Consider the following 19,736-nt stretch of genomic DNA (forward strand, 5'->3'; position numbering starts at 1 on the left):
ATACGTTGTTCAAGTTAGCTATCGACCTGTTAGAAAATTCCGACACCACGCGTAAAATGCGCCTTTTATCCTGTTGCACTATCCTTGCAGCAATCGGGATATCATCGACGACTTCCGCACAGACGGTGGTGATTGGCGGATCTGGCAGTTCCGGCGTTTATGTCAACGAACAGCTCGCGGGGCCGGTTCCCAACTATGCCAACGCCTATGGTGGCCAGGCAGTCCCCTCAGGCTATCCTGGCACAAGTGACGGGCAATACCTCAGCAGGCCGGGAAAACTCCTTTTCCCTCCCCAGAATTACCCCCACAGCCAGGTCACAGTATCGAGTTTTGCAGCTGTACAGACATCAGGCATAACGTCACAGCAGGGCTGGCAACAAAAGCCGGGCGCGACCAGTTCACTGTATAACCCTTACGGTCAACCTGTCATTCCTCTCGCACAGGCAAAATCGAATGGCTATGCCCAGCCCAAATATCCTGACCAGATTCCTGCATTTCAGCCCCAGTCCCAACTTTTGGTGCCACCTCCAGCAGGGCGACCACAAACAACGGCACGGGTATCTGCACCGAAAACACAACCAGCAGAAACTTCCGATATAATTACACCGGAAGTAAAAATTGCCCGGGCAACGCCGACAGAAGCTGAGGCAACACCAGCGCCAGCTCCCAAGACCGTTGCGAAAAAAGCTCCACCATCCATTGTCCCTCCTGCACCAACGGTATCTGCTGAAACTCCCGTGGTACCAAAAACCAAAATTGCAAAAGTTCCGGAGCCGTCTACCAGCTCTGTTTCCGGCTCAGCAGCAAAAGTTCCCGCACCAAAGGTCGCTACTGCGCCAACAGAGCCAGTGACAATCACCCCTATTCAAAAGCCTGCAGTATCAAACGAACCCGCGACTATTGCAGAAGACCTGCCTCCTGCAATTCCTGCGGCTCCCTCCATCGCATCAGACGACTCGTCTCTGAACGAGACGACCGCAGAGCTTCCACCGCCGCCTCCACCGCCCGCGGGTCCAACACCTGTTGAAACGGCTGCACTCACGTCTGGTGGGGCACTTGCTCCGATGGAACTGACTTTTGCTCCCGAGCTGGCCGAACTCAGCCCGTCTGCGAAAGACAAACTGAACAAGCTCGCGGATTATATGCTTGAAAATGATACGGCGGTTATCCAGCTTCTCGCCTATGCTGGCGACAACGAGAGTAATGCCCAGGCACGCCGGGTTTCCCTCTCTCGGGCCCTTGCCGTGCGTGGCGTACTGATGGACAGAGGTATCCAGAGTACAAGAATGCATGTGCGGGCGCTTGGGAACAAAACCAAAGACGGCAACCCAGACCGCGTAGATATCATCCCCGTCAAAAATTGATCTGCCCATACTTTGCCAACAGCAAAGCAAAAGCCATAGTTTCGCCCTACAAGCCCTGTAATCTTCGCTGGTTTATTTGATCAAGAGGCATCTGACTCCATGAAGCGTCCAACACGTTATCTTATTCGGATGGGTATTTTTCTGGGCATTGTCACCGCTGCCGTTGCGGTACTTTTCCCCAGCCTTCAAGAAGCATTTGTGGCCAATGCCGTAATGAACGGCATGATTCTCGGCGTTCTCGGTTTTGGCATCATCTATATTTTCCGTCAGGTCTTGTCTCTGCAAATAGAGCTTACATGGCTCAATCACCTCAAAAAAGAAACGCAGGAGGGGGTTGTTTTCGCTGGTGCCATCAGCGAATTCAGAGAGCCACGCCTTCTCGGCCCGATGGCGACCATGATCGGAGAGAAAAAAGGGAAACTTAGCCTCTCGACCCTCTCAATGAGAACCCTTCTGGACGGCATTCAGGCCCGTATAGAAGAGAGTCACGAAATTTCCCGTTATCTCATAGGTCTGCTGATCTTCCTGGGCCTGTTAGGGACATTTTGGGGACTGCTTGGCACTGTCAATGCCGTTGGTGACACGATTGCCGGCTTAAGCGCCACGGCCGATGATCCTTCGGCCATGTTCGACGAACTCAAGTCAGGTTTACAAACACCACTTTCGGGTATGGGAACAGCTTTCAGCTCGTCTCTTTTCGGCCTCGCCGGCTCGCTTGTCCTTGGCTTTCTCGAACTGCAGGCGGGACAAGCCCACAACCGTTTTTTGAACTATCTCGAAGAATGGCTTTCCGGCGTCACAAAACTGTCCAGCGGCAGCGCAGGTGTCGAAGGTGACCAGTCCGTTCCGGCATATATTTCAGCCTTGCTGGAACAAACGGCTGAAAGCCTTGAAAAGCTCCAGCGTACCATGTCCCGGGACGAAGACGAGCGGGTCAAGGCCAACCACACACTCGTCACCCTGACCGAGCGGATGTCAACACTGACCGATCATATGCGCGCGGAACAAAGTGTAATGCTCAGTATCGCCGAGACCCAGTCACAGCTGAAACCCATTCTGGCACAGCTTGCACAGACACAGAGCAAAGCGGTGAGTAGCGGTCTTGACGAGGCTTCCAAAGGGCATATACGAAACATGGATCTGCGCCTTGAAAAGCTCTCTGGTGACATTCTGAGTGGTCGTGAAAGTTCAGTTCAGGAAATCCGAAGCGAGATCCGGCTTTTAACCAGAACCCTGGCTGCTATGGCTGAAACGGAATAACCACAAATGTTTTCCCCAAGCCGCAAAGTTAGTCGCAGATCGATCAATATCTGGCCCGGCTTTGTCGATGCCCTGGCAACTCTGTTACTCGTCATCATCTTTGTGCTGATGGTCTTCATGGTTGCCCAGTTCACGCTGAGCAATGCTCTCAGTGGCCGGGAAAAGGCACTTACCAGACTGAACAGGGAAATCAGCGAACTTGCCGAACTTCTTTCACTGGAAAAGTCCGAAAATTCCCGGCTGCGCTCCAGCGTCACCCAGTTGACGACTGAGCTGCAAAGCTCCATCTCTTCCAGAGACACTCTTGCCAATCAACTTGCGTCCCTTGCCCAGGAAAAAGAAGACCTGAAGGGTGAATTGATCGCCGTCAGCGAACAGCTCAAGAACTTTGTTGATGCCCAGAATCTGCTTCAGGCCGACAGGGATGCACTGGAAGCTGACAAGGACAAGCTCATCAAGGATCGCAAGGACCTTGAAGATCAGCTGTCAGCCCTGGAATTGGCAGCGGCGAAACTGTCGGCAGAATCGGCCAGAGTAAACGCGGAGCTGGAAGACGCCTATAAAGTTGTCGAAGCAGACCGGGAAAAGATAGAAACACAACTGGCCGAAATCGCCCTGCTCAAAGAACTGCGTGATAGCCTGACACAACAGCTGGCAGGGGCACAGGGCGAAGTTCAGGGGCAAAAAGAACTTACCGAAGAAGCCAGGACCGAAGTCGTTCTGCTCAACCAGCAGATTGCGGCCCTGCGCAAACAGCTCGCAGATATCTCGGCAACCCTTGAGATCACCGAAGCGGCCAACAAAGAACAGGAAACCCAGATCCTTGATCTGGGACGTCGCCTGAATGTTGCCCTGGCAACCAAAGTCCAGCAGCTTGCCCGATACAGATCAGAATTCTTTGGTCGCCTGCGGGAGGTTTTAGGCAACCGGCAGGATATTCGCATCGTCGGCGATCGATTCGTCTTCCAGTCTGAAGTTCTTTTTTCCAGCGGCTCGGCTACTCTCGGTGAAAGCGGTCAGGAACAGCTGGGTAGGCTGGCCAATACCCTCCTGACTCTCTCCAAAGAGATCCCACCGGAAATCAACTGGATACTCCGGGTTGATGGTCATACTGACATCCAGCCGATCTCAACGGCTGAATTTCCATCCAACTGGGAGCTTTCGACAGCCCGGGCAATATCTGTGGTCAAATACCTGACCCGCCAGGGAATTCCAGCTTCCCGGCTTGCAGCCACCGGTTTTGGGGAATTTCAGCCCCTGGATGACAGTGGTGATGAAATAGGATACCGACGCAACCGTCGTATCGAGCTAAAACTCACGGAAAGATAGTCTCCATCTTTCTGAGATCAAAAAAAAGGGCCGCGATTAGCTTTATCGCGGCCCTTTAGTTTATTTGCTCGTCTTCAGCCTAACTTGCCGCTTGCGACTGGAAATCCAGCGCGGCCTCGCCCCCGAACTGAAGTTCTGCCAGACGAGCGTATAACCCGCCTTGGGCAATAAGATCACTATGGGTGCCACTGGCAACAATTCTGCCTGCCTCCATAACCAGAATACGATCTGCTTTCAACACAGTCGCAAGACGATGGGCAATCATCAGCGTCGTTCTGCCTTCAAGCAGATTGTCCAACGCCAGCTGAACGGCACGTTCACTCTCGGCATCCAGAGCAGAAGTCGCTTCATCCAACAGTAGAATAGTCGGGTTTCGGAGTATTGCCCGTGCAATGGCCAGGCGTTGACGTTGGCCCCCGGAAAGCCGCACACCTTTTTCTCCCAGATAGGTGTTATACCCTTCCGGTAATTCCTTGATGAATTCATGCGCGGACGCCGCACGGGCTGCATCCATCACCTCTGCATCACTGGCATCCGGGCGCCCATACCTGATGTTCTCCAGAGCACTGTTTGAAAATATAACCGGCTCTTGTGAAACCAGACCAAGGTGTTTGCGCATTTCAACAGGATCAAGATCTGTAAGCGCGACATCATCAATGCGGATAACCCCTTTCAGGGGGTCATAATAGCGTAGCAAAAGTTGAAAAACGGTTGTTTTACCTGCGCCAGAAGGGCCAACAATTGCTACTTTTTCTCCGGCTTTTACAGAGATGGAAAACTGTTCCATAGCCGACTGGTTAGGGCGGGCTGGATAGTTAAAATCGACATTCTCAAAAGCGATCGCGCCGGAGATTTTATCTGGTAATGCGACTGGATTTTCAGGAGATGCGATATCCGTCTCTGTAGAAAGCAAATCAAGCAGCCGTTCTGTTGCTCCAGCCGCGCGCTGCAGATCCCCGATCACTTCGCTGAAAGCACCAAGAGAGCCAGCAACCACCACTGCATAAAAAACAAAAGAAGAAAGCTCTCCAGCAGAGATCCGTCCAGCCAGGACATCATGCCCCCCGACCCAGAGGATGCCGCTGATCGAGCCAAAGACAAGAAGGATAACAATCGCTGTCAAAAGAGCTCTTGATCGAACCCGTTTTACCGCTGTGTCAAAAGCATTCTCCACATGCCCGGAAAACTGTTCCCGATCCAGTTCTTCGTGTGAAAAAGCCTGAACAGTACGAATCCCGCCAATTGTCTCATCAGCATAAACCCCGACATCCGCAATTCTGTCTTGTGTATCCTTGCTCAGACGTCTGACCTTGCGGCCAAAGAAAATAATCGGCACCAGAACGAAGGGAATAACCAGGGCGACAAACCCGGTAAGTTTCGGCGAGGTAATGACAAGAAGGGCCAGGCCACCGAAAAACATCAGGATGTTTCTAAGTGCTATGGAAAAGGATGAACCGACCACAACCTGTAACAAGGTGGTATCCGTTGTCAGGCGCGAAAGAATTTCGCCCGTTCTCGTCACCTCGAAAAAGGCCGGGGACATTTTGATAATATGCCCAAATACTGCGGAACGAATATCCGCAACGACCCGTTCGCCAATCCAGGACACCAGAAAATATCTGGAATAACTGGCCAGGGCCAACAACACGGTGACCCCGAAAAGAACAAAAACGGCCTGGTCAAGCAGTTCACTGTTCCCGCTGGCGAATCCCTGGTCAATTAGTGCCCGGAGTCCGCGCCCAAGCCCCAAAACCGTTCCAGCAGCAATCATCAGGGCAATCATTGCTCCAACAATCTGTAACTTGTAGGGGCGGACAAACTGCCACAGCAACAAAAGATTCTTCAGGTCTTTGCTACGTTCGCGTTCTACGGCCTGTGTTACCACACCGGGCTCCCTTTTTGCTGTCTTCTGTTCTGTGGTCTTTTGACCTGTCATTGCAGCGCCTTGGCGGCTCATATTGTACATTCCTGTTTGTCGTTCTGATAACAAAGCGTCTGCTTAATTTGTCATTTCCCTAATAACGGAATTGACCTTTCCACTCTAGTGTGACAAACCACAAAACGATCAAGGGTTCAATGCGACCCTGTGACCCTGGGCAATATTTTATTTCCGATTCGTGGATTTAACTTGCTTCTCGGCGCAGGGTCGGGTAAACAGCCCCCGCTTCCTAAGGGGATTCAGGATTATGAAAAAAGATATTCACCCAGCTTACCACACCATCAAAGTTGTCATGACTGATGGCAGTGAATTTGAAACGCGCTCGACCTGGGGCAAAGAAGGCGACACGCTTCGTCTTGATATTGACCCTAAGAGTCATCCAGCATGGACTGGCGAACACCGTTTGGTTGATACCGGCGGCCAGGTTGCCAAGTTCAACAAGCGTTTTGCAGCTTTCGGCATCAAGAACTAAGCCGTTTGCAGTAACGAATAAAAAAAGACCTTGCTTCGGCAGGGTCTTTTTTTATGTTCGATCCAGTTGCGAATCCAGCCGGGCAATCCGTACATAGAGCGCGTGGCTTCGACCGAGAAGGTCCTGCATTTTTTGGTCCGTACCTTCAGGTGTGCTCTGGACATGACCACATACCACCTGGCCAGAAAGACGATTCTCAGGCTTTGCTGCCTCTTCCACAGGTACTTCACCGGATTGAACTGCACGTTGCATCATCAACCAGGCCATGACCTGGGTAAGCCTTGCCGTCAGCCGCATGCTCTCGCAGCAAATTTGCAATCGGGCCTCAGGGGCCAGCCAGGCGTGGCGCGCGCGGGTACCACTGGCGATATAGTCACGCGCCTCCTTGATAAGGGACAGGGTCTCCTGATAGGTCGAATCCAGATAAGTAACCATTCTGCTGCCAGACACTACCTTCTCGTACGATTCACATATTAAGACGAAACAGCTGTTATCATTGAGCCCATTCTATCATCAGCCGCCTTAACAAAACCTTCGCCTCGACTTATCTCAAACTGTTCTTCTCCAACCTCAAGGTAAAAAACAGATCTGCTCCTTCCCCCGACAACCCAGGTACAAAGCCACCTGTGTTACAGCTGCCTGTTCATAAAAAACTGAACAAGAAAACTTCCAATGACTTGAAATAGGATTTTTCAATCATATTTCTGATTCAGACGAGGAATGCCATTGATGGGTTTCTCTCTAAATCATCGGCTCGACCACAAGGTGAGCCATAGACAAAACAGCCTGTTGCTCAAAGGAGAACACGCAATGCATCACCGTGACCTTACCCCCCTGCTACGTGCCACCGTTGGCTTTGATCGCATGATGAATATGCTCGACACTGCTGGCCGGATCGAGAGTAGCGCTCCAAGTTACCCGCCCTATAATATTGAGAAAACTGACGAAAATTCCTATCGGATTACCATGGCTGTTGCCGGGTTCTCTGAAGAGGAGCTGGAAATCACCGTGAAAGAAAACTCGCTGCATGTCGGCGGGAACATGGGAAAAACCGAAGATGAGACGGTGACTTACCTGCATCGTGGTATAGCAACCCGTTCATTTCAGAGAAGCTTCGACCTCGCTGATCACATCAAGATTACAGCGGCCCATCTTGAAAATGGGCTCCTTACAATCGAGCTCGCAAGAGAGATCCCGGAAGCAAAGAAACCACGCAACATCCCGATAACAAAAATGGCCGATCGTTCTGCCGAATTGCTCGACAGTTAAAATAAACATTTCCTGATTAAAAGCCGAAGGCCGAGCTTCGAATAGAAGCTCGGCCCTTATTATTTGGCAATTTTTAACAAACGCTACGATTATAATCGCGTAGTCTGCTTGTCCACCCTGTCAACTTGCCTTTGTTAGGCAAGAGGTTATGAAGACTCGAGCCCGGCGTCAAGTTCTTGTTTTCATTTTTGACACTTTTACGACGAAACACTCATTTTTATGATGCCATCCTGCTTTATTTTGCGAAATATTCTTTCAACCAAAAAAAAACCGCCGGACAAATCCGGCGGCAAGTCAACAGGGAGGCATCATAAAAAGTGTACAAAAACAATAAACAAACAAAAAATCTGATTTCTTACTTACCAGATTATAACACATGAACTAAAAAAGAGTTAATATTACAAATAAACTCTATTGACACTCTAGATTTGGTGCATCCACCTGACAATTCAAGGGGAAAAATGAAGAGATTCATCAGAAATCTCTCCATTTTCGGACAAAACTAATTCCCCAGAAAAAACAGACTCCAATAATACCTTTTGTATTACTGGGCCATCCAGCCGCCATCGACTGAAAAAGGTGCCCCTGTCATTTGAGCTGCAGCATCACTACACAAAAAAACAGCCAGCTTCCCGATCTGCTCTGGTGTTGAGAAGTCCTGGGTTGGTGTTTTTTCCGCAACCAACAGCTTTTTCTCCTCTTCAAAGCTGCGACCACTACTTTTTGCTCTCGCTTCGATCTGCCCGCGAACCAGATCAGTCAAGACCCACCCGGGGCAGATAGCGTTCGAGGTAATGCCTTGTGTCGCCACCTCCAGAGCTACGGCTTTGGTCAAACCAACAATTCCGTGCTTGGCGGCAACGTAAGCGGATTTATTGGCTGAAGCACTCAATCCATGAGCAGACGCCACATTAATAATACGTCCCCACCCCTTCTGCTTCATCATAGGCAAAGCCGCCTTGATCGTATGAAAAGCCGAAGTCAGATTAATCGCGATTACCGCATCCCAGCGATCCACAGGAAACTCGTCAATCGGAGAGACGTGCTGAATGCCAGCATTATTAATCACGATATCCAAGGTACCAAAGACGCGCTGAGCCTCCTTGATCATTTCCACAATTTCATCCGGCTTCATCATGTCAGCATCTGAATAGGCAACCCGAACGCCGTACTGCTCGGCCAGATTCTGTTCCAGCTGCCGGATTTCCTTCTCATCCCCAAAACCATTAAGCATGATATCTGCCCCCTCAGCCGCCAGCTGCTCGGCGATCCCCTTGCCAATACCACTGGTTGATCCTGTAACAACGGCAGCTTTCCCTTTAAGGATGGACATCCTTTTCTCCTGTTCATGTATTACAATAAATATTTCGTGTGATATTTATACTTTCTGGCTCTTCTCCCGAAACCCGCCGAAAGGGCCTCGCGACAAGACGAAGCAAGATAGAAAATCAATACCCGGGAAGAATACTGACATAATACGCAATTAAAAGCGTAACTGTCACAACAGACAGCGTTGTCGAGGCAAGAACAATCGAAGCCGCCCTAGCCGTAAAAACACCATACTGTTGCGCCAGAATAAAAACATTCACCCCCGTAGGCTGGGCAGCAAGGATTACAGCAACAGCCCCCCACAAAGGAGGAACATCAACAAATCCATAGATCAGGAGCGCGACAGCGCCCGGATAGACAAGTGTTTTCAAAACCACGATCAGAAAACTCTGCTTAAGATCCCCGGCAAGCTTAAACCCGTTCAGAGAAACCCCGAGGGAGAACAGGGCACAGGGAACCACCGCCCCGCCAAGCGTTGAGGTAAAGCGGTCAAGAATAAGAAAAAAATCAAATCCGGCAGTTTGATAGAGAGCCCCGGCAACCAAACTCAGGATAATCGGATTGCGGATTACGGACCGAACCAGAGCCTTCCCCATAACACGCAAGCCTGGCCCTGCCCCGGCATCTCTGGAAAGGTCGTATTCTGTCAGCATGGATGTCAAAGCCATCAGTATCGGCGCCTGAAACGCGATAAGGATCGTCAGGGGCACCATGCCTTCATCCCCAAAGGCCGAATATATCAAAGGGAAACCCAGAAGCAGCATGTTGCTATAGGTCGCCCCCATAGACATCAACGCCATTTCTTTTAGCTGATAGCCCCAAAAACGACGGCCAAGAAATGCACTAAAAGAAAAAACAATGAGCGCTGCACTATAGAAAGCGACAATAAAAGGCAGACTGATATCTTCTGACAGGTTCCCTTTCGCCATGGTCCGAAACAGCAGGGCTGGACAGGCAAGATAATAGACAAAAAATGACAGCCCCTTAAGCGCAGCATCTGTCACCCACCCCTTTCGCCCGATCTGGTATCCGCAGAGGATGAGTGCAAAAACCGGGAGCACGATAGAAAGGCTGGCGATCATTTACCGATCACCCTTTCCCCATCCAAGATCCTGCTTCTGTCGCACAAGAAAACCTTCATGAACGAAACAACCCGTCCAGACCTTTTCTATGTTTCTCCTTGCGGGCTATTTCATGGCGCGTTCGTTCAATCTCTGCCTCAAGCTCAATGATATAGTCAGCAAGTTCCTCAAGCCCCAGAGGCTCAAGATCTTTTGCTTTTTGTTTAACCGTTTTGGGGTCCCAATCATCCAAATTCATTTCTTTCTCCGGCAGATCATACGACGTCCTCCAACCGGGATCCCTCGTATTCTCAAACAATCAAGTCTCAGCTAGAAACACTTGCTTCAGCATACTAGACTGATCAGAGAATAGAAAAACAGAAGAATATCAAACAGCCGAGGTGCCCCGTGTCTCCCTCCCTTCCTGCCAGTATGTCTGCCATCGAAATATGTGAACCAGGTGGTCCAGACCAGCTCAAGCTCACCACCCGCCCCCTGCCTATACCGAAAGAAAACGAAGTTCTGATCAAGGTTGCCTATGCCGGAGTCAATCGTCCCGATGTCATCCAGCGGCAGGGGCTCTATCCTCCTCCTCCCGGTGAATCAGACATTCCCGGGCTGGAAGTTTCTGGAACCATCGTCGAAACCGGACCGAACACCCCAACCCTGCATATAGGCGACAAGGTTACCGCGCTTGTTGGCGGAGGCGGCTATGCTGAATACTGCCTGGCCCCAGCACGCCAGTGCCTGCCCATTCCCAACGGTTTAACAATGGAACAGGCAGCTGCCTTGCCAGAAACCTACTTTACCGTCTGGAGCAATGTGTTTGATCGTTGCCTACTGAAATCGGGAGAAACCTTTCTGGTACACGGCGGCACTTCAGGAATCGGGACGACGGCCATACAGCTGGCCAAGGCCTTTGGCGCCAAGGTCATCACGACAGCCGGCAGCTCTGAAAAATGTGAGGTTTGCCTCTCCCTGGGCGCAGATCTGGCGATTAACTACCGGAGTGAGGATTTTGTTGAAAAGTCGAAGGCCTTTACAGGCAAGAAGGGCGTTGATGTTCTTCTCGACATGGTCGGTGGCGATTACATACAAAAAGATATTTCGGCCCTGGCGACTGAGGGCAGGCTCTGTTTTATTGCGTTTTTGGGAGGCCCCCAAACAACGGTCAACTTTATGCCTGTGATGCTCAAACGCCTGACAATCACAGGGTCAACCCTGCGCGCCAGGTCAGGTGATTTCAAATACGATGTGGCCGAAAAGTTGAGAAAACATGTCTGGCCATTACTGGAAACAGGAAAAGTTGCTCCGGTCCTGTATCAGACCCTTCCTCTGGACCTGGCAGCAGAAGCACATAAATTGATGGAATCCTCTCAACATGTCGGAAAAATCATGTTAAAGGTGGCCAATTGATAAAAAAATTATCTCATCACTTTATTTCCTACTTGGCCTAGCGGTATATTCGGGGTATGCCACCAGCAGGGCACGCAATGCCGTAGCCGGAGGAACTATAGCCGTCGGCACGATTAGGAGAACCAATGTCTCAGCCACTTATGCCAAAAGCGACCGCCGTATGGCTGGTCGAAAATACATCGCTGACCTTTGAACAGATCGCAGAGTTCTGTCACCTTCACAAGCTGGAGGTTCAGGGCATTGCCGATGGTGAGGTTGCTGTGGGCATCCGGGGCATGGACCCCATTGCCAACTCCCAGCTGACCAAAGCCGAGCTGGAGCGCTGTGAAAAAGATTCAACCAGATCCTTGCGTCTGTTTAAGCAGGAAGATCTTCCCCTGCCGTCAAAACGCACCAAAGGACCTCGTTACACCCCGATTGCAAAACGTCAGGATAAACCGGACGGGATTGCATGGCTGGTTCGACACCACCCAGAACTGACGGATAACGATATCTCGAAGTTGATCGGTACGACCAAAAAAACCATTCAGGCACTGCGGGATCGTTCGCACTGGAACATGAGCAACATTCGCCCACGCGATCCAGTTCTGCTGGGTCTCTGCAAACAGCTGGATCTCAACGCAAGTGTTGAGAAAGCCCGCAAGGAAGCAGAAAAAACAGGGCGGGTTTTCGCACAGCCAGAACCGATCGAGGAAGAAAAACCGGTAGAGGTCAGTGATGACCCCTATGCCGCTTTTACGCGCGCATTCAAAGACAACAGCTGATTTCAATTAGCTGAAATCCAATAGAAAAGGCCTCTTGTATCAAGAGGCCTTTTCTATTTTTCAATAATTCATCTGCTTACTTAGTCGTCTGGATCTATCCCCGGCTGACAACATCTTCGGGTATTATCGAGCGGGCTCTGATCTGATCCGGGCGATAAAACAAACCCAACTGCAGGCTCTCGGCTATGCGCGAAGATTTGACCCTGAGCTCGCTGGCAATCGTTTCCTCGAATAATTCCCCAGCTGTCATATGAAACAAGGCGAGCCATTGCGTGAAGTGCGCTTTCGACACTCCCGGAATCTCCAGATGCTTTACCATCGGATTTCCCTTGTATCTTCCCGTTCCCAGCATAACCGAGGACCAGAAGTCATACATCTTGCCAAGATGGCTCTCCCAGTTTCCCTTGATCACCCCGTCAAAAACAGGCCCAAGCTCTGTATCCTGACGTACCCGGGCGTAAAAACGGTCCACCAGAATGATAATATTGTCTTCCGTTACTTGCCTAAACATCGCTCAAACCTGCTGTGATATTTGACTTCCTTGATACACCAACAGATGATCAAAAAGAAATATATAAATTACATCTTATAGTTTTTACAACAAGCCAATCGCCACAGATACCCCTAATCAGACTATTGTCCAAAACCACTGCGGGAAATATCCGGCATTTCACAGATTACGAAGGTTTGCCATAACCGATTTCCTGCAGGGCAGTTGTGATTTCATCCAGGATTGCCGGATCGTCAATTGTTGCCGGAATCTTGTAATCTTCACCATCGGCAATCTTGCGCATGGTCGCACGAAGAATTTTACCCGAGCGGGTTTTGGGTAATCGAGATACCACTGCCGCCAGTTTAAAGGCGGCAACAGGCCCGATTTCCTCCCGGACCTTGCGGATGACTTCAGACACGATCTCAGCAGGGGCCTTTTCAGTGCCGGCACTCAACACCATAAATCCCAGCGGCAATTGCCCTTTGAGTTTATCTGCCACACCGATCACAGCACACTCTGCAACATCTTCGTGTGCGGCAAGCACCTCCTCCATCGCGCCTGTCGAAAGCCTGTGCCCCGCAACATTTATAATGTCATCGGTTCTGGACATGACATAGATATAGCCGTCTTCTCCCTTGTAGCCCGCATCCCCGGTTTCATAATATCCCGGATAACTGCTGAGATAGGCCTTGTGATGGCGTTCAGGGGCATTCCACAGTGTCGGGAAAGTCCCCGGCGGCAGTGGAAGCTGGCAGACAATCGCGCCGATCTCGCCCGCGGCCATTTCCTTCTGGTCGTGCCCCAGGATGCGCACATCCCAACCGGGGACCGCTCTTGCGGGTGACCCGGCCACAACGGGCAACGGCTCAATTCCCAGACAGTTTGCGGCAATTGACCAGCCTGTTTCTGTTTGCCACCAATGATCAATTACCGGAACCTTGAGCTTGTCCTGGGCCCAGTTAAGCGTATCAGGGTCACACCGTTCTCCAGCGAGAAACAAGGTACGGAAACAGGAAAGGTCATATTTTTTGATATAGCTTGCCTCGGGATCCTGCTGCCGGATTGCCCGAAAAGCCGTCGGGGCGGTAAAAAGCACCGAAACCCTGTGTTGCGAGATGACCCGCCAGAAAGCACCGGGATCAGGCGTTCCTACCGGTTTCCCCTCGTAGAGTACAGATGTTGCCCCATAAAGAAGAGGTCCGTAGACAATATAGGAGTGTCCAACAACCCAGCCGACATCAGAGGCCGCCCAGAAAACCTCTCCGGGTTCAACATTATAGATATGCTTCATTGACCAATACAGCGCCACCGCATGACCGCCATTGTCGCGGACAATGCCTTTCGGTTGGCCTGTCGTCCCAGAAGTGTAGAGAATATAAAGCGGATCGGTTGCCGCAACCGGAACACAGTCTTTTGCCGTGGCCACAGCCTCGGCTTCTTTCCAGTCGACATCTCTTTGGGGAAGCATTGATGCCTGGGCCTGTGGCCTTTGCCAGATCACACAATGATCCGGTTTATGGCTGGAAAGTTCAATCGCATGATCCAACAGGGGTTTATAGGCGATGACCTTGCTCACCTCGATACCACAAGACGCAGAGACAATAGCTTTCGGCTGACAGTCATCTATGCGTGTAGCCAGTTCATTCGCCGCGAATCCACCAAACACAACGGAATGGACAGCTCCAATCCTGGCACAGGCCATCATCGCAATTGCTGCTTCAGGAATCATCGGCATATAGATGATCACCCGATCCCCTTTGCGGATACCCAGACCATCCAGCACACCGGCAAAACGGGCGACACGATCCAGCAAGGCACTGTAAGAGATATGTTCGACGGTATTCGTTACCGGGCTATCATAGATGAAAGCCGCCTGCTCTCCCCGACCGGCCTCCACATGTCGATCCAGCAGGTTATAGCAGGTATTCAGCTCTGCTCCTTTAAACCAGCGATAATAGGGAGAATTACTGCTATCAAGCACCTGTTCGCAGGGTTTTGACCAGTCAATCTTCTCCGCAGCTTCGGACCAGAAGCCTTCTGGATCAGACAAAGAGCGGGCATGCACTTCATCAAAACGGCTCATAAAACTTCCCTATTCTGTCTTATTATTTTTTTATCACGCGGTCTCTTCGGACTTCTGACCAGACTGCGCGAAAGCATCACCAGAATCAATCCGGAGCCATACTCGAAAACGGGAAAAGATAATTTTTTTACAAAAAGCGCCTGTCACCGATAAGTCTGTAAACAAAACAAAGGGTTCACGCTGTATTCCACACAACGCAAACCCCAAGCTTTGGTATCACCTGTCAGAGATACACTGTTACTGGATTAAAAATGGATTTCTTGTATCGGCCTTATTGTGCCGTCGAAAGATGCTGCAGTTCATCTTTCACTCGTAACTTCTCTTTCTTAAGCGACATCAGTAGGGATTCATCAGGAAGCGGACGGTGATTTTCTCGATCAATAGCGTTTTCCAAGGAACCATGTTTCACGCGCAAAGACTCAATGCGTTCAGCTGCGGCCATATTATTCTCCCTCTGGTTACGTCATTACATAGAGCAATCTCAACAATACCTGTTTAATCCTGACAGCCTCAAACCTGCATGCCAAAAACCCCCACCGGACAAGCCGTGCGAGAGGAACCTTTGGCAGAATTTGAAAAGCCGTCATGATTGGGAATAGATACAGCGCTGGCAACTAGCCGACAGGTCGACTTTAGTGTATGGGATATCTTCAAAGCGTCCCAACCGCATATTTCTTGCCAGTAATGCCCCACCTCAAACCCGTAACATTTTTGATAAGACAGCGTATGATTATGCTAAACCTGTTCAGGGATATTGCCAAGAGGCCGGGAATAAATATTTCATTTATTCTTCACGATAGTGAAAGATAGTTACCTATGACCAAAGAGCGGTTAATTATTGGAATCAGTGGTGCCAGCGGTATTACCTATGGCATCAGGCTCCTGAAAATTTTGCAAAAATTGCCTGTCGAATCCCATCTGGTAATGAGTAAATCTGCCGAGATCACCCTTGCTTATGAAAGCAGCATGAAAGTCGCAGATGTTAAAGCCCTCGCGGATGTTTCCCACAATATCAACGACATAGCTGCCTGCCTTTCCAGCGGCTCTTATCGGACGCTCGGCATGATCGTTGCGCCTTGCTCCATCAAGACCCTGTCCGAAATTTCAACGGGCGTGACCTCAAGCCTTTTGACCAGATCTGCTGATGTCATTCTCAAGGAAAGACGGCGCCTGGTCCTGATGGTTCGGGAAACACCTCTTCATACCGGGCATCTGCGCAGTATGCTCAACGTGTCAGAAATGGGGGCAATCATTGCGCCACCTGTGCCGGCTTTCTATGCCCGGCCCGAGTCCCTCGACGAAATGGTCGATTACACTCTTGGGCGGGTTCTGGATCTTTTCGATCTCGAGATTCCCGGAATGAACCGCTGGGACGAGAACAGTAAACAGCGCCCAGAGCAATAAACGCCTCCCCGAATCCTCACCGGGAACTTACTGGAAAAGCCAGACAGCTTCCAATGGAGGCAATTCGGGGAACCCTCCGCGGACAATCGCCGCCAGATCGGCACAATCTGCTGTTCCAATCGATGCCACTTCACAAAGTTCAAGATACACAACCAGATTACGGGCTGCGATCTCGGGGGATGGGCGTTCGGATTGACGCAAGGGCATCTGCAAATGCATATAGTTCTGCTGTAGCGCCTCGGCCCAAAGCTCCAGATCCTTAACCCCCTGTCGCAGCTCTTCGCTTTGTCGAAAACCCTGGGTGTTTTCCTGTTTGATCCAACGGCGAACATCGCGAAGTGGTTCGATAACCCGATCCCGCCAGGCTTCAACACCCGCAATCATCCCGGTGAGTTCAATCGCGGATAGAAGCCGACTGCAAAGACCCGCCCAACAGCAGAACAGCAGCAGATTTACATCAAGATCGTGCTTATCCTGCAAAACAAGGCAGGCAGGAGCAACACCCGGCTGTTTGTACGACTCCAGGGAGAAATTCCAAAAAGGATTATGCGGCAGTTTATCAGCCTCAATCATCACCAAAACAAATTCCCAAACCTCTTGCCGTTAACATGACCGAGCTGTCCGGCTGCACTGCTCTATAACCCGCGATTGCTTCTTGCAATGGTACATCGAAGCAATGGCGGCCACTCCAGGCAACAAGTCGGTCAAATTTTCCAGCCGCAACCAGATCAACAGCATGGACACCAAAAGTAGAGCCCATAATCCTGTCCCGGGCTGAAGGCACTCCACCTCGTTGTAAATGCCCAAGTACCGTAACCCGGGTCTCAGCCCCCGTCTCTTCTGCGATACGATGGCTGATATACTCGCCAATTCCACCATAGGTAACCGCGCCACTGGCTTGGGTTTCGGTCACCTTTCGCCCTTCTTCATCGCGCACAGCCTCCGCAACGATCACCAGCGAAAAATTCCGCCCTTCAGCATAAATTCTTTCAATCTTTCTTTTGATTGAAGCCAGGCTGTATTTCACCTCTGGAATCAGAATAATATCTGCCCCTCCAGCGACACCGGCATTGAGAGCGATATGACCCGCGTCCCGTCCCATAACCTCCAGGACCATCACACGGGAATGGCTGGCAGCTGTCGGCTGAAGCTGGTCAAGAGCCTGGGTGGCAATATCCACTGCCGTTGCATAGCCAACCGAAACTTCTGTGTGCCCCAAATCATTATCGATGGTCTTGGGCACGCCGATGAAATTTAACCCGCCCTGTTCTGCCAGCTGACGCAAAATCGCCATACTGCCATCTCCACCAATACCGATCAGGGCGTGAAGCCCCAACTCTCTATAGGCTTCGATAATTTCTTCACTGCGATCCAGAACCTGTCCATCGGGCATTTCGTAACTGAAGGGGTTTCCTTTGTTGGTCGTGCCAAGAATGGTTCCGCCGCGTCGCAAGATATCCCCGGTAAAGAGAGATGGCTCAAGTTCCCGCACCATCACCGGACGCGCCAGCAGTCCAGCAGTTCCCTGTTCAATGCCGACCACTTTCATTCCATAGCCCTGAACAGCCCGATGAACGACGGCACGAACGACAGCATTCAGACCGGCACAATCGCCCCCGCTTGTCAGAACGCCGATTCGCTTGCCAGCCAAGTCCATAACAATTCACTCCAGATCCCTGAAAATACCCCATAAGAGGCCGATTTTATGCTAACTTCATGGTAGATAGTCTATTCAGCTCACTCTTCTCATACAAAAACTATGTTTATTTTCAAAGAGAGAGTATAACTATCCTCCCTTTCTACAGTGAGTTTGCGAGACGTTTACAATTGTCAGACATGAACGGAAATAGCCGAAAAGAGCTCATCGAAGATCTTGAGCGACTAAAACAGGAACACCGCGACATGGATGACGTTATCGCACGCCTGCAAGAGCATGCGCCCTTTGACCAGCTACAGCTTGTACGCCTGAAAAAGAAAAAGCTTATGCTCAAGGATAACATGAACAAACTCGAGAGTAGACTGCTGCCCGATATTATCGCCTGATCCGTACCACGAACAGGAAAGAGCTTTCGGACGAAGCGATCTCTATAAATCTGGACAAATCTGGCATCCCTGGAATGTATAAACTTTACTGGGATCGTGGTGGCGCCAATATGGCAATACACGCTCTTCTTGAAGAACTTGAATGCACTTACTCTTTGATTGAGATCGACCTCTCACAAGGGATGCAGCATCAACCTGACTATCTTGCGATCAATCCCAATGGACGGGTACCAACATTACTTGACGGCCAGACTGTTATTTATGAGTCTGCCGCAATTTTGCTCTATCTGGCAGATAAACACCCTCAAACAGCCTTGGCACCGTCACACCACTCCCATGAACGTGCGGTCTACTGTCAGTGGCTTGTCTGGATGACCAACACCCTTCAGGAAACCGCGAATGCCTGGGCGCACCCGGAAATCTGGGCTGAGACCCCTGCTGCCCAACAGGATGTAAAAAACACTGCCGCAAGACGCATGGGAAAACAGTGGGACCTGCTCGAAGCTCAACTGGCACGAACATCCTGGTTGGCTGGCGACAGGATCACAGCTGCTGATCTGCACCTTTTCATGATCAGTTACTGGAGCAGACGCTATCCCGAACGGGCTGAGGATCGGCCCAGGCTCAAACAACATGCAACCAGGGTTCTGCAGCGCCCGGCGGTTCAGCGGATGATGGAGCAGGAAGGGCTCAGCTGGACGTTATAAAGCTATTGCCTAAAACCATCTGATGGCTTCAAGCCCCTTCCGGTGACTTCTTGGCTTTCTTCTGTTCATACATTGCCAGATCTGCAGCCTTGAGAGCCTCATCGGCATCGCCTCCCTGAAAACTGTGCGCGCCGTATGAAATGCTTACATTTACACTTTGCCCATTATAATCAAATGGTTGACTTGCCACCTTTTGTGCCAGCAGCTGTGCTTTCTCCTGCGCGATCTCAGGAGAAGCCTGTAAAAGGATAATCCCGAATTCATCCCCCCCGAGGCGTCCAACAATATCCGAAGACCTGACATTATTTAAAAGTATGGACGCCACCTGTTTGATCGCTTCATCGCCCGCCTGGTGGCCAAGATTGTCATTGATCTGTTTCATGCCATTGACGTCGGCATAGATCACACTGCCCGGCACTTCATAGCGTTCGCTATAGGCCATCATTCGGCCCAGTTCCCGGACGAAGGCACGGCGGTTCAACACAGGTGTAAGCACGTCCTGATCAGCCAGTTTTTCCAGATAATCCACCCGCTTTTTGGCTTGATCAAGCTCCTGCCGAACGAGTTGAACCTCTTCCATCAGGCGCTCGATAGCAGCCCTTACCTTGGGAGTAAATTCTGCTTCGGGAATGCCTATTACTGTCGTGACATCCTTCGGAGCAGAGATTCCTCCTGCCGCATCGACGGGTTGAGCCGGTTTCACCGTTGGTGCAGCTGACACCCGGCCAACACTGCTGACAGGGTTCCCCCCACCGCTGGGTCTTTGGACCTTCATATTACAAGCAATCCCTTTGCTTTATTTA

Annotated in this window: 21 protein-coding genes; 10 read left to right on the forward strand and 11 right to left on the reverse strand. The window is 50.7% G+C overall.

Annotation, left to right across the window (positions count from 1 at the left end):
- Positions 1–5 precede the first annotated feature (5 nt).
- The 3 genes from O4H49_RS08565 to O4H49_RS08575 all read left to right on the forward strand — a co-directional run bounded on the left by O4H49_RS08565 (position 6) and on the right by O4H49_RS08575 (position 3,953).
- On the forward strand, positions 6–1,364 hold the full coding sequence (locus O4H49_RS08565) for an OmpA family protein (RefSeq protein WP_269423004.1): 1,359 nt from the start codon (positions 6–8) through the stop codon (positions 1,362–1,364).
- A 99-nt stretch (positions 1,365–1,463) separates the two neighbouring features.
- Positions 1,464–2,624, forward strand: coding sequence for a flagellar motor protein MotA (locus tag O4H49_RS08570; RefSeq protein WP_269423005.1), 1,161 nt, complete (start codon positions 1,464–1,466; stop codon positions 2,622–2,624).
- A 6-nt stretch (positions 2,625–2,630) separates the two neighbouring features.
- A complete protein-coding gene (locus tag O4H49_RS08575) occupies positions 2,631–3,953 on the forward strand; it encodes a peptidoglycan -binding protein (protein ID WP_269423006.1) in 1,323 nt (440 codons plus the stop codon).
- 79 nt (positions 3,954–4,032) lie between these two features.
- Here O4H49_RS08575 and O4H49_RS08580 read toward each other — a convergent pair whose 3' ends face one another.
- Positions 4,033–5,910, reverse strand: coding sequence for an ABC transporter transmembrane domain-containing protein (locus O4H49_RS08580; RefSeq protein WP_269423007.1), 1,878 nt, complete (start codon positions 5,908–5,910; stop codon positions 4,033–4,035).
- A gap of 229 nt (positions 5,911–6,139) precedes the next feature.
- On the opposite strand from O4H49_RS08580, the gene rpmE reads away from it, so the two are divergent.
- On the forward strand, positions 6,140–6,364 hold the full coding sequence (gene rpmE / locus O4H49_RS08585) for a 50S ribosomal protein L31 (protein WP_020594422.1): 225 nt from the start codon (positions 6,140–6,142) through the stop codon (positions 6,362–6,364).
- A 51-nt stretch (positions 6,365–6,415) separates the two neighbouring features.
- On the opposite strand, the gene O4H49_RS08590 is transcribed toward rpmE, so the two are convergent.
- Positions 6,416–6,799 (reverse strand): DUF1465 family protein, encoded by a 384-nt coding sequence (locus O4H49_RS08590; protein ID WP_269423008.1) that lies wholly within the window; start codon positions 6,797–6,799, stop codon positions 6,416–6,418.
- A gap of 294 nt (positions 6,800–7,093) precedes the next feature.
- Here O4H49_RS08590 and O4H49_RS08595 point away from each other — a divergent pair, with 294 nt between their 5' ends.
- A complete protein-coding gene (locus tag O4H49_RS08595; RefSeq protein WP_331283748.1) occupies positions 7,094–7,633 on the forward strand; it encodes an Hsp20 family protein in 540 nt (179 codons plus the stop codon).
- 544 nt (positions 7,634–8,177) lie between these two features.
- On the opposite strand, the gene O4H49_RS08600 is transcribed toward O4H49_RS08595, so the two are convergent.
- The 3 genes from O4H49_RS08600 to O4H49_RS08610 form a co-directional block, all read right to left on the reverse strand.
- Positions 8,178–8,966, reverse strand: coding sequence for a 3-hydroxybutyrate dehydrogenase (locus tag O4H49_RS08600; RefSeq protein WP_269423009.1), 789 nt, complete (start codon positions 8,964–8,966; stop codon positions 8,178–8,180).
- Between the two features lie 115 nt (positions 8,967–9,081).
- Positions 9,082–10,044, reverse strand: coding sequence for an AEC family transporter (locus O4H49_RS08605; protein ID WP_269423010.1), 963 nt, complete (start codon positions 10,042–10,044; stop codon positions 9,082–9,084).
- A gap of 55 nt (positions 10,045–10,099) precedes the next feature.
- A complete protein-coding gene (locus O4H49_RS08610) occupies positions 10,100–10,282 on the reverse strand; it encodes a DUF1192 domain-containing protein (RefSeq protein WP_269423011.1) in 183 nt (60 codons plus the stop codon).
- Between the two features lie 149 nt (positions 10,283–10,431).
- On the opposite strand from O4H49_RS08610, the gene O4H49_RS08615 reads away from it, so the two are divergent.
- Both O4H49_RS08615 and O4H49_RS08620 read left to right on the forward strand, forming a co-directional pair.
- A complete protein-coding gene (locus O4H49_RS08615) occupies positions 10,432–11,439 on the forward strand; it encodes an NAD(P)H-quinone oxidoreductase (protein WP_269423012.1) in 1,008 nt (335 codons plus the stop codon).
- A 125-nt stretch (positions 11,440–11,564) separates the two neighbouring features.
- Complete coding sequence (locus tag O4H49_RS08620; protein WP_269423013.1) at positions 11,565–12,203, forward strand: DUF1013 domain-containing protein; 639 nt, start codon at positions 11,565–11,567, stop codon at positions 12,201–12,203.
- A gap of 94 nt (positions 12,204–12,297) precedes the next feature.
- Here the strand turns inward: O4H49_RS08620 and O4H49_RS08625 are convergent, their stop codons facing one another.
- The 3 genes from O4H49_RS08625 to O4H49_RS08635 form a co-directional block, all read right to left on the reverse strand.
- On the reverse strand, positions 12,298–12,714 hold the full coding sequence (locus O4H49_RS08625; RefSeq protein WP_269423014.1) for a group III truncated hemoglobin: 417 nt from the start codon (positions 12,712–12,714) through the stop codon (positions 12,298–12,300).
- A 166-nt stretch (positions 12,715–12,880) separates the two neighbouring features.
- Positions 12,881–14,779 (reverse strand): propionyl-CoA synthetase, encoded by a 1,899-nt coding sequence (locus O4H49_RS08630; RefSeq protein WP_269423015.1) that lies wholly within the window; start codon positions 14,777–14,779, stop codon positions 12,881–12,883.
- Between the two features lie 271 nt (positions 14,780–15,050).
- Positions 15,051–15,221 carry a YdcH family protein gene (locus O4H49_RS08635; RefSeq protein WP_269423016.1) on the reverse strand — a complete coding sequence of 57 codons (171 nt, stop codon included), beginning with the start codon at positions 15,219–15,221 and terminating at the stop codon, positions 15,051–15,053.
- A gap of 374 nt (positions 15,222–15,595) precedes the next feature.
- Here O4H49_RS08635 and O4H49_RS08640 point away from each other — a divergent pair, with 374 nt between their 5' ends.
- The gene (locus O4H49_RS08640; protein WP_269423017.1) at positions 15,596–16,183 is read left to right on the forward strand and encodes a UbiX family flavin prenyltransferase; all 588 of its coding nucleotides are present in this window, start codon (positions 15,596–15,598) and stop codon (positions 16,181–16,183) included.
- 27 nt (positions 16,184–16,210) lie between these two features.
- Here the strand turns inward: O4H49_RS08640 and O4H49_RS08645 are convergent, their stop codons facing one another.
- Together O4H49_RS08645 and O4H49_RS08650 are read right to left on the reverse strand one after the other, a co-directional pair.
- The gene (locus O4H49_RS08645) at positions 16,211–16,756 is read right to left on the reverse strand and encodes a TIGR02444 family protein (RefSeq protein ID WP_269423018.1); all 546 of its coding nucleotides are present in this window, start codon (positions 16,754–16,756) and stop codon (positions 16,211–16,213) included.
- On the reverse strand, positions 16,749–17,840 hold the full coding sequence (locus O4H49_RS08650; protein WP_269423019.1) for an ATP-dependent 6-phosphofructokinase: 1,092 nt from the start codon (positions 17,838–17,840) through the stop codon (positions 16,749–16,751). Before O4H49_RS08650 ends, O4H49_RS08645 begins: the two co-directional genes overlap by 8 nt.
- Positions 17,841–18,019: 179 nt before the next feature.
- Between O4H49_RS08650 and O4H49_RS08655 the strand changes: the two genes are divergently transcribed.
- On the forward strand, positions 18,020–18,226 hold the full coding sequence (locus O4H49_RS08655; protein ID WP_026261287.1) for a YdcH family protein: 207 nt from the start codon (positions 18,020–18,022) through the stop codon (positions 18,224–18,226).
- Positions 18,227–18,300: 74 nt separating this feature from the next.
- The gene (locus tag O4H49_RS08660) at positions 18,301–18,933 is read left to right on the forward strand and encodes a glutathione S-transferase family protein (protein ID WP_269423020.1); all 633 of its coding nucleotides are present in this window, start codon (positions 18,301–18,303) and stop codon (positions 18,931–18,933) included.
- A 28-nt stretch (positions 18,934–18,961) separates the two neighbouring features.
- On the opposite strand, the gene O4H49_RS08665 is transcribed toward O4H49_RS08660, so the two are convergent.
- Positions 18,962–19,708, reverse strand: coding sequence for a GGDEF domain-containing protein (locus tag O4H49_RS08665; RefSeq protein WP_269423021.1), 747 nt, complete (start codon positions 19,706–19,708; stop codon positions 18,962–18,964).
- Positions 19,709–19,736: the final 28 nt, after the last annotated feature.

This window comes from Kiloniella laminariae (assembly GCF_027214005.1).
GTDB lineage: Bacteria > Pseudomonadota > Alphaproteobacteria > Kiloniellales > Kiloniellaceae > Kiloniella > Kiloniella laminariae_A.

Coding starts and splice junctions, on each gene's coding strand:
- O4H49_RS08620 (WP_269423013.1), top strand. CDS start 11,565: ATGTCTCAGCCACTTATGCCAAAAGCGACCGCCGTATGGCTGGTCGAA.
- rpmE (WP_020594422.1), top strand. CDS start 6,140: ATGAAAAAAGATATTCACCCAGCTTACCACACCATCAAAGTTGTCATG.
- O4H49_RS08580 (WP_269423007.1), bottom strand. CDS start 5,910: ATGAGCCGCCAAGGCGCTGCAATGACAGGTCAAAAGACCACAGAACAG.
- O4H49_RS08630 (WP_269423015.1), bottom strand. CDS start 14,779: ATGAGCCGTTTTGATGAAGTGCATGCCCGCTCTTTGTCTGATCCAGAA.
- O4H49_RS08650 (WP_269423019.1), bottom strand. CDS start 17,840: ATGGACTTGGCTGGCAAGCGAATCGGCGTTCTGACAAGCGGGGGCGAT.
- O4H49_RS08660 (WP_269423020.1), top strand. CDS start 18,301: ATGTATAAACTTTACTGGGATCGTGGTGGCGCCAATATGGCAATACAC.
- O4H49_RS08600 (WP_269423009.1), bottom strand. CDS start 8,966: ATGTCCATCCTTAAAGGGAAAGCTGCCGTTGTTACAGGATCAACCAGT.
- O4H49_RS08570 (WP_269423005.1), top strand. CDS start 1,464: ATGAAGCGTCCAACACGTTATCTTATTCGGATGGGTATTTTTCTGGGC.
- O4H49_RS08595 (WP_331283748.1), top strand. CDS start 7,094: ATGGGTTTCTCTCTAAATCATCGGCTCGACCACAAGGTGAGCCATAGA.
- O4H49_RS08605 (WP_269423010.1), bottom strand. CDS start 10,044: ATGATCGCCAGCCTTTCTATCGTGCTCCCGGTTTTTGCACTCATCCTC.
- O4H49_RS08665 (WP_269423021.1), bottom strand. CDS start 19,708: ATGAAGGTCCAAAGACCCAGCGGTGGGGGGAACCCTGTCAGCAGTGTT.
- O4H49_RS08640 (WP_269423017.1), top strand. CDS start 15,596: ATGACCAAAGAGCGGTTAATTATTGGAATCAGTGGTGCCAGCGGTATT.
- O4H49_RS08575 (WP_269423006.1), top strand. CDS start 2,631: ATGTTTTCCCCAAGCCGCAAAGTTAGTCGCAGATCGATCAATATCTGG.
- O4H49_RS08590 (WP_269423008.1), bottom strand. CDS start 6,799: ATGGTTACTTATCTGGATTCGACCTATCAGGAGACCCTGTCCCTTATC.
- O4H49_RS08655 (WP_026261287.1), top strand. CDS start 18,020: ATGAACGGAAATAGCCGAAAAGAGCTCATCGAAGATCTTGAGCGACTA.
- O4H49_RS08635 (WP_269423016.1), bottom strand. CDS start 15,221: ATGGCCGCAGCTGAACGCATTGAGTCTTTGCGCGTGAAACATGGTTCC.
- O4H49_RS08645 (WP_269423018.1), bottom strand. CDS start 16,756: ATGATTGAGGCTGATAAACTGCCGCATAATCCTTTTTGGAATTTCTCC.
- O4H49_RS08610 (WP_269423011.1), bottom strand. CDS start 10,282: ATGAATTTGGATGATTGGGACCCCAAAACGGTTAAACAAAAAGCAAAA.
- O4H49_RS08625 (WP_269423014.1), bottom strand. CDS start 12,714: ATGTTTAGGCAAGTAACGGAAGACAATATTATCATTCTGGTGGACCGT.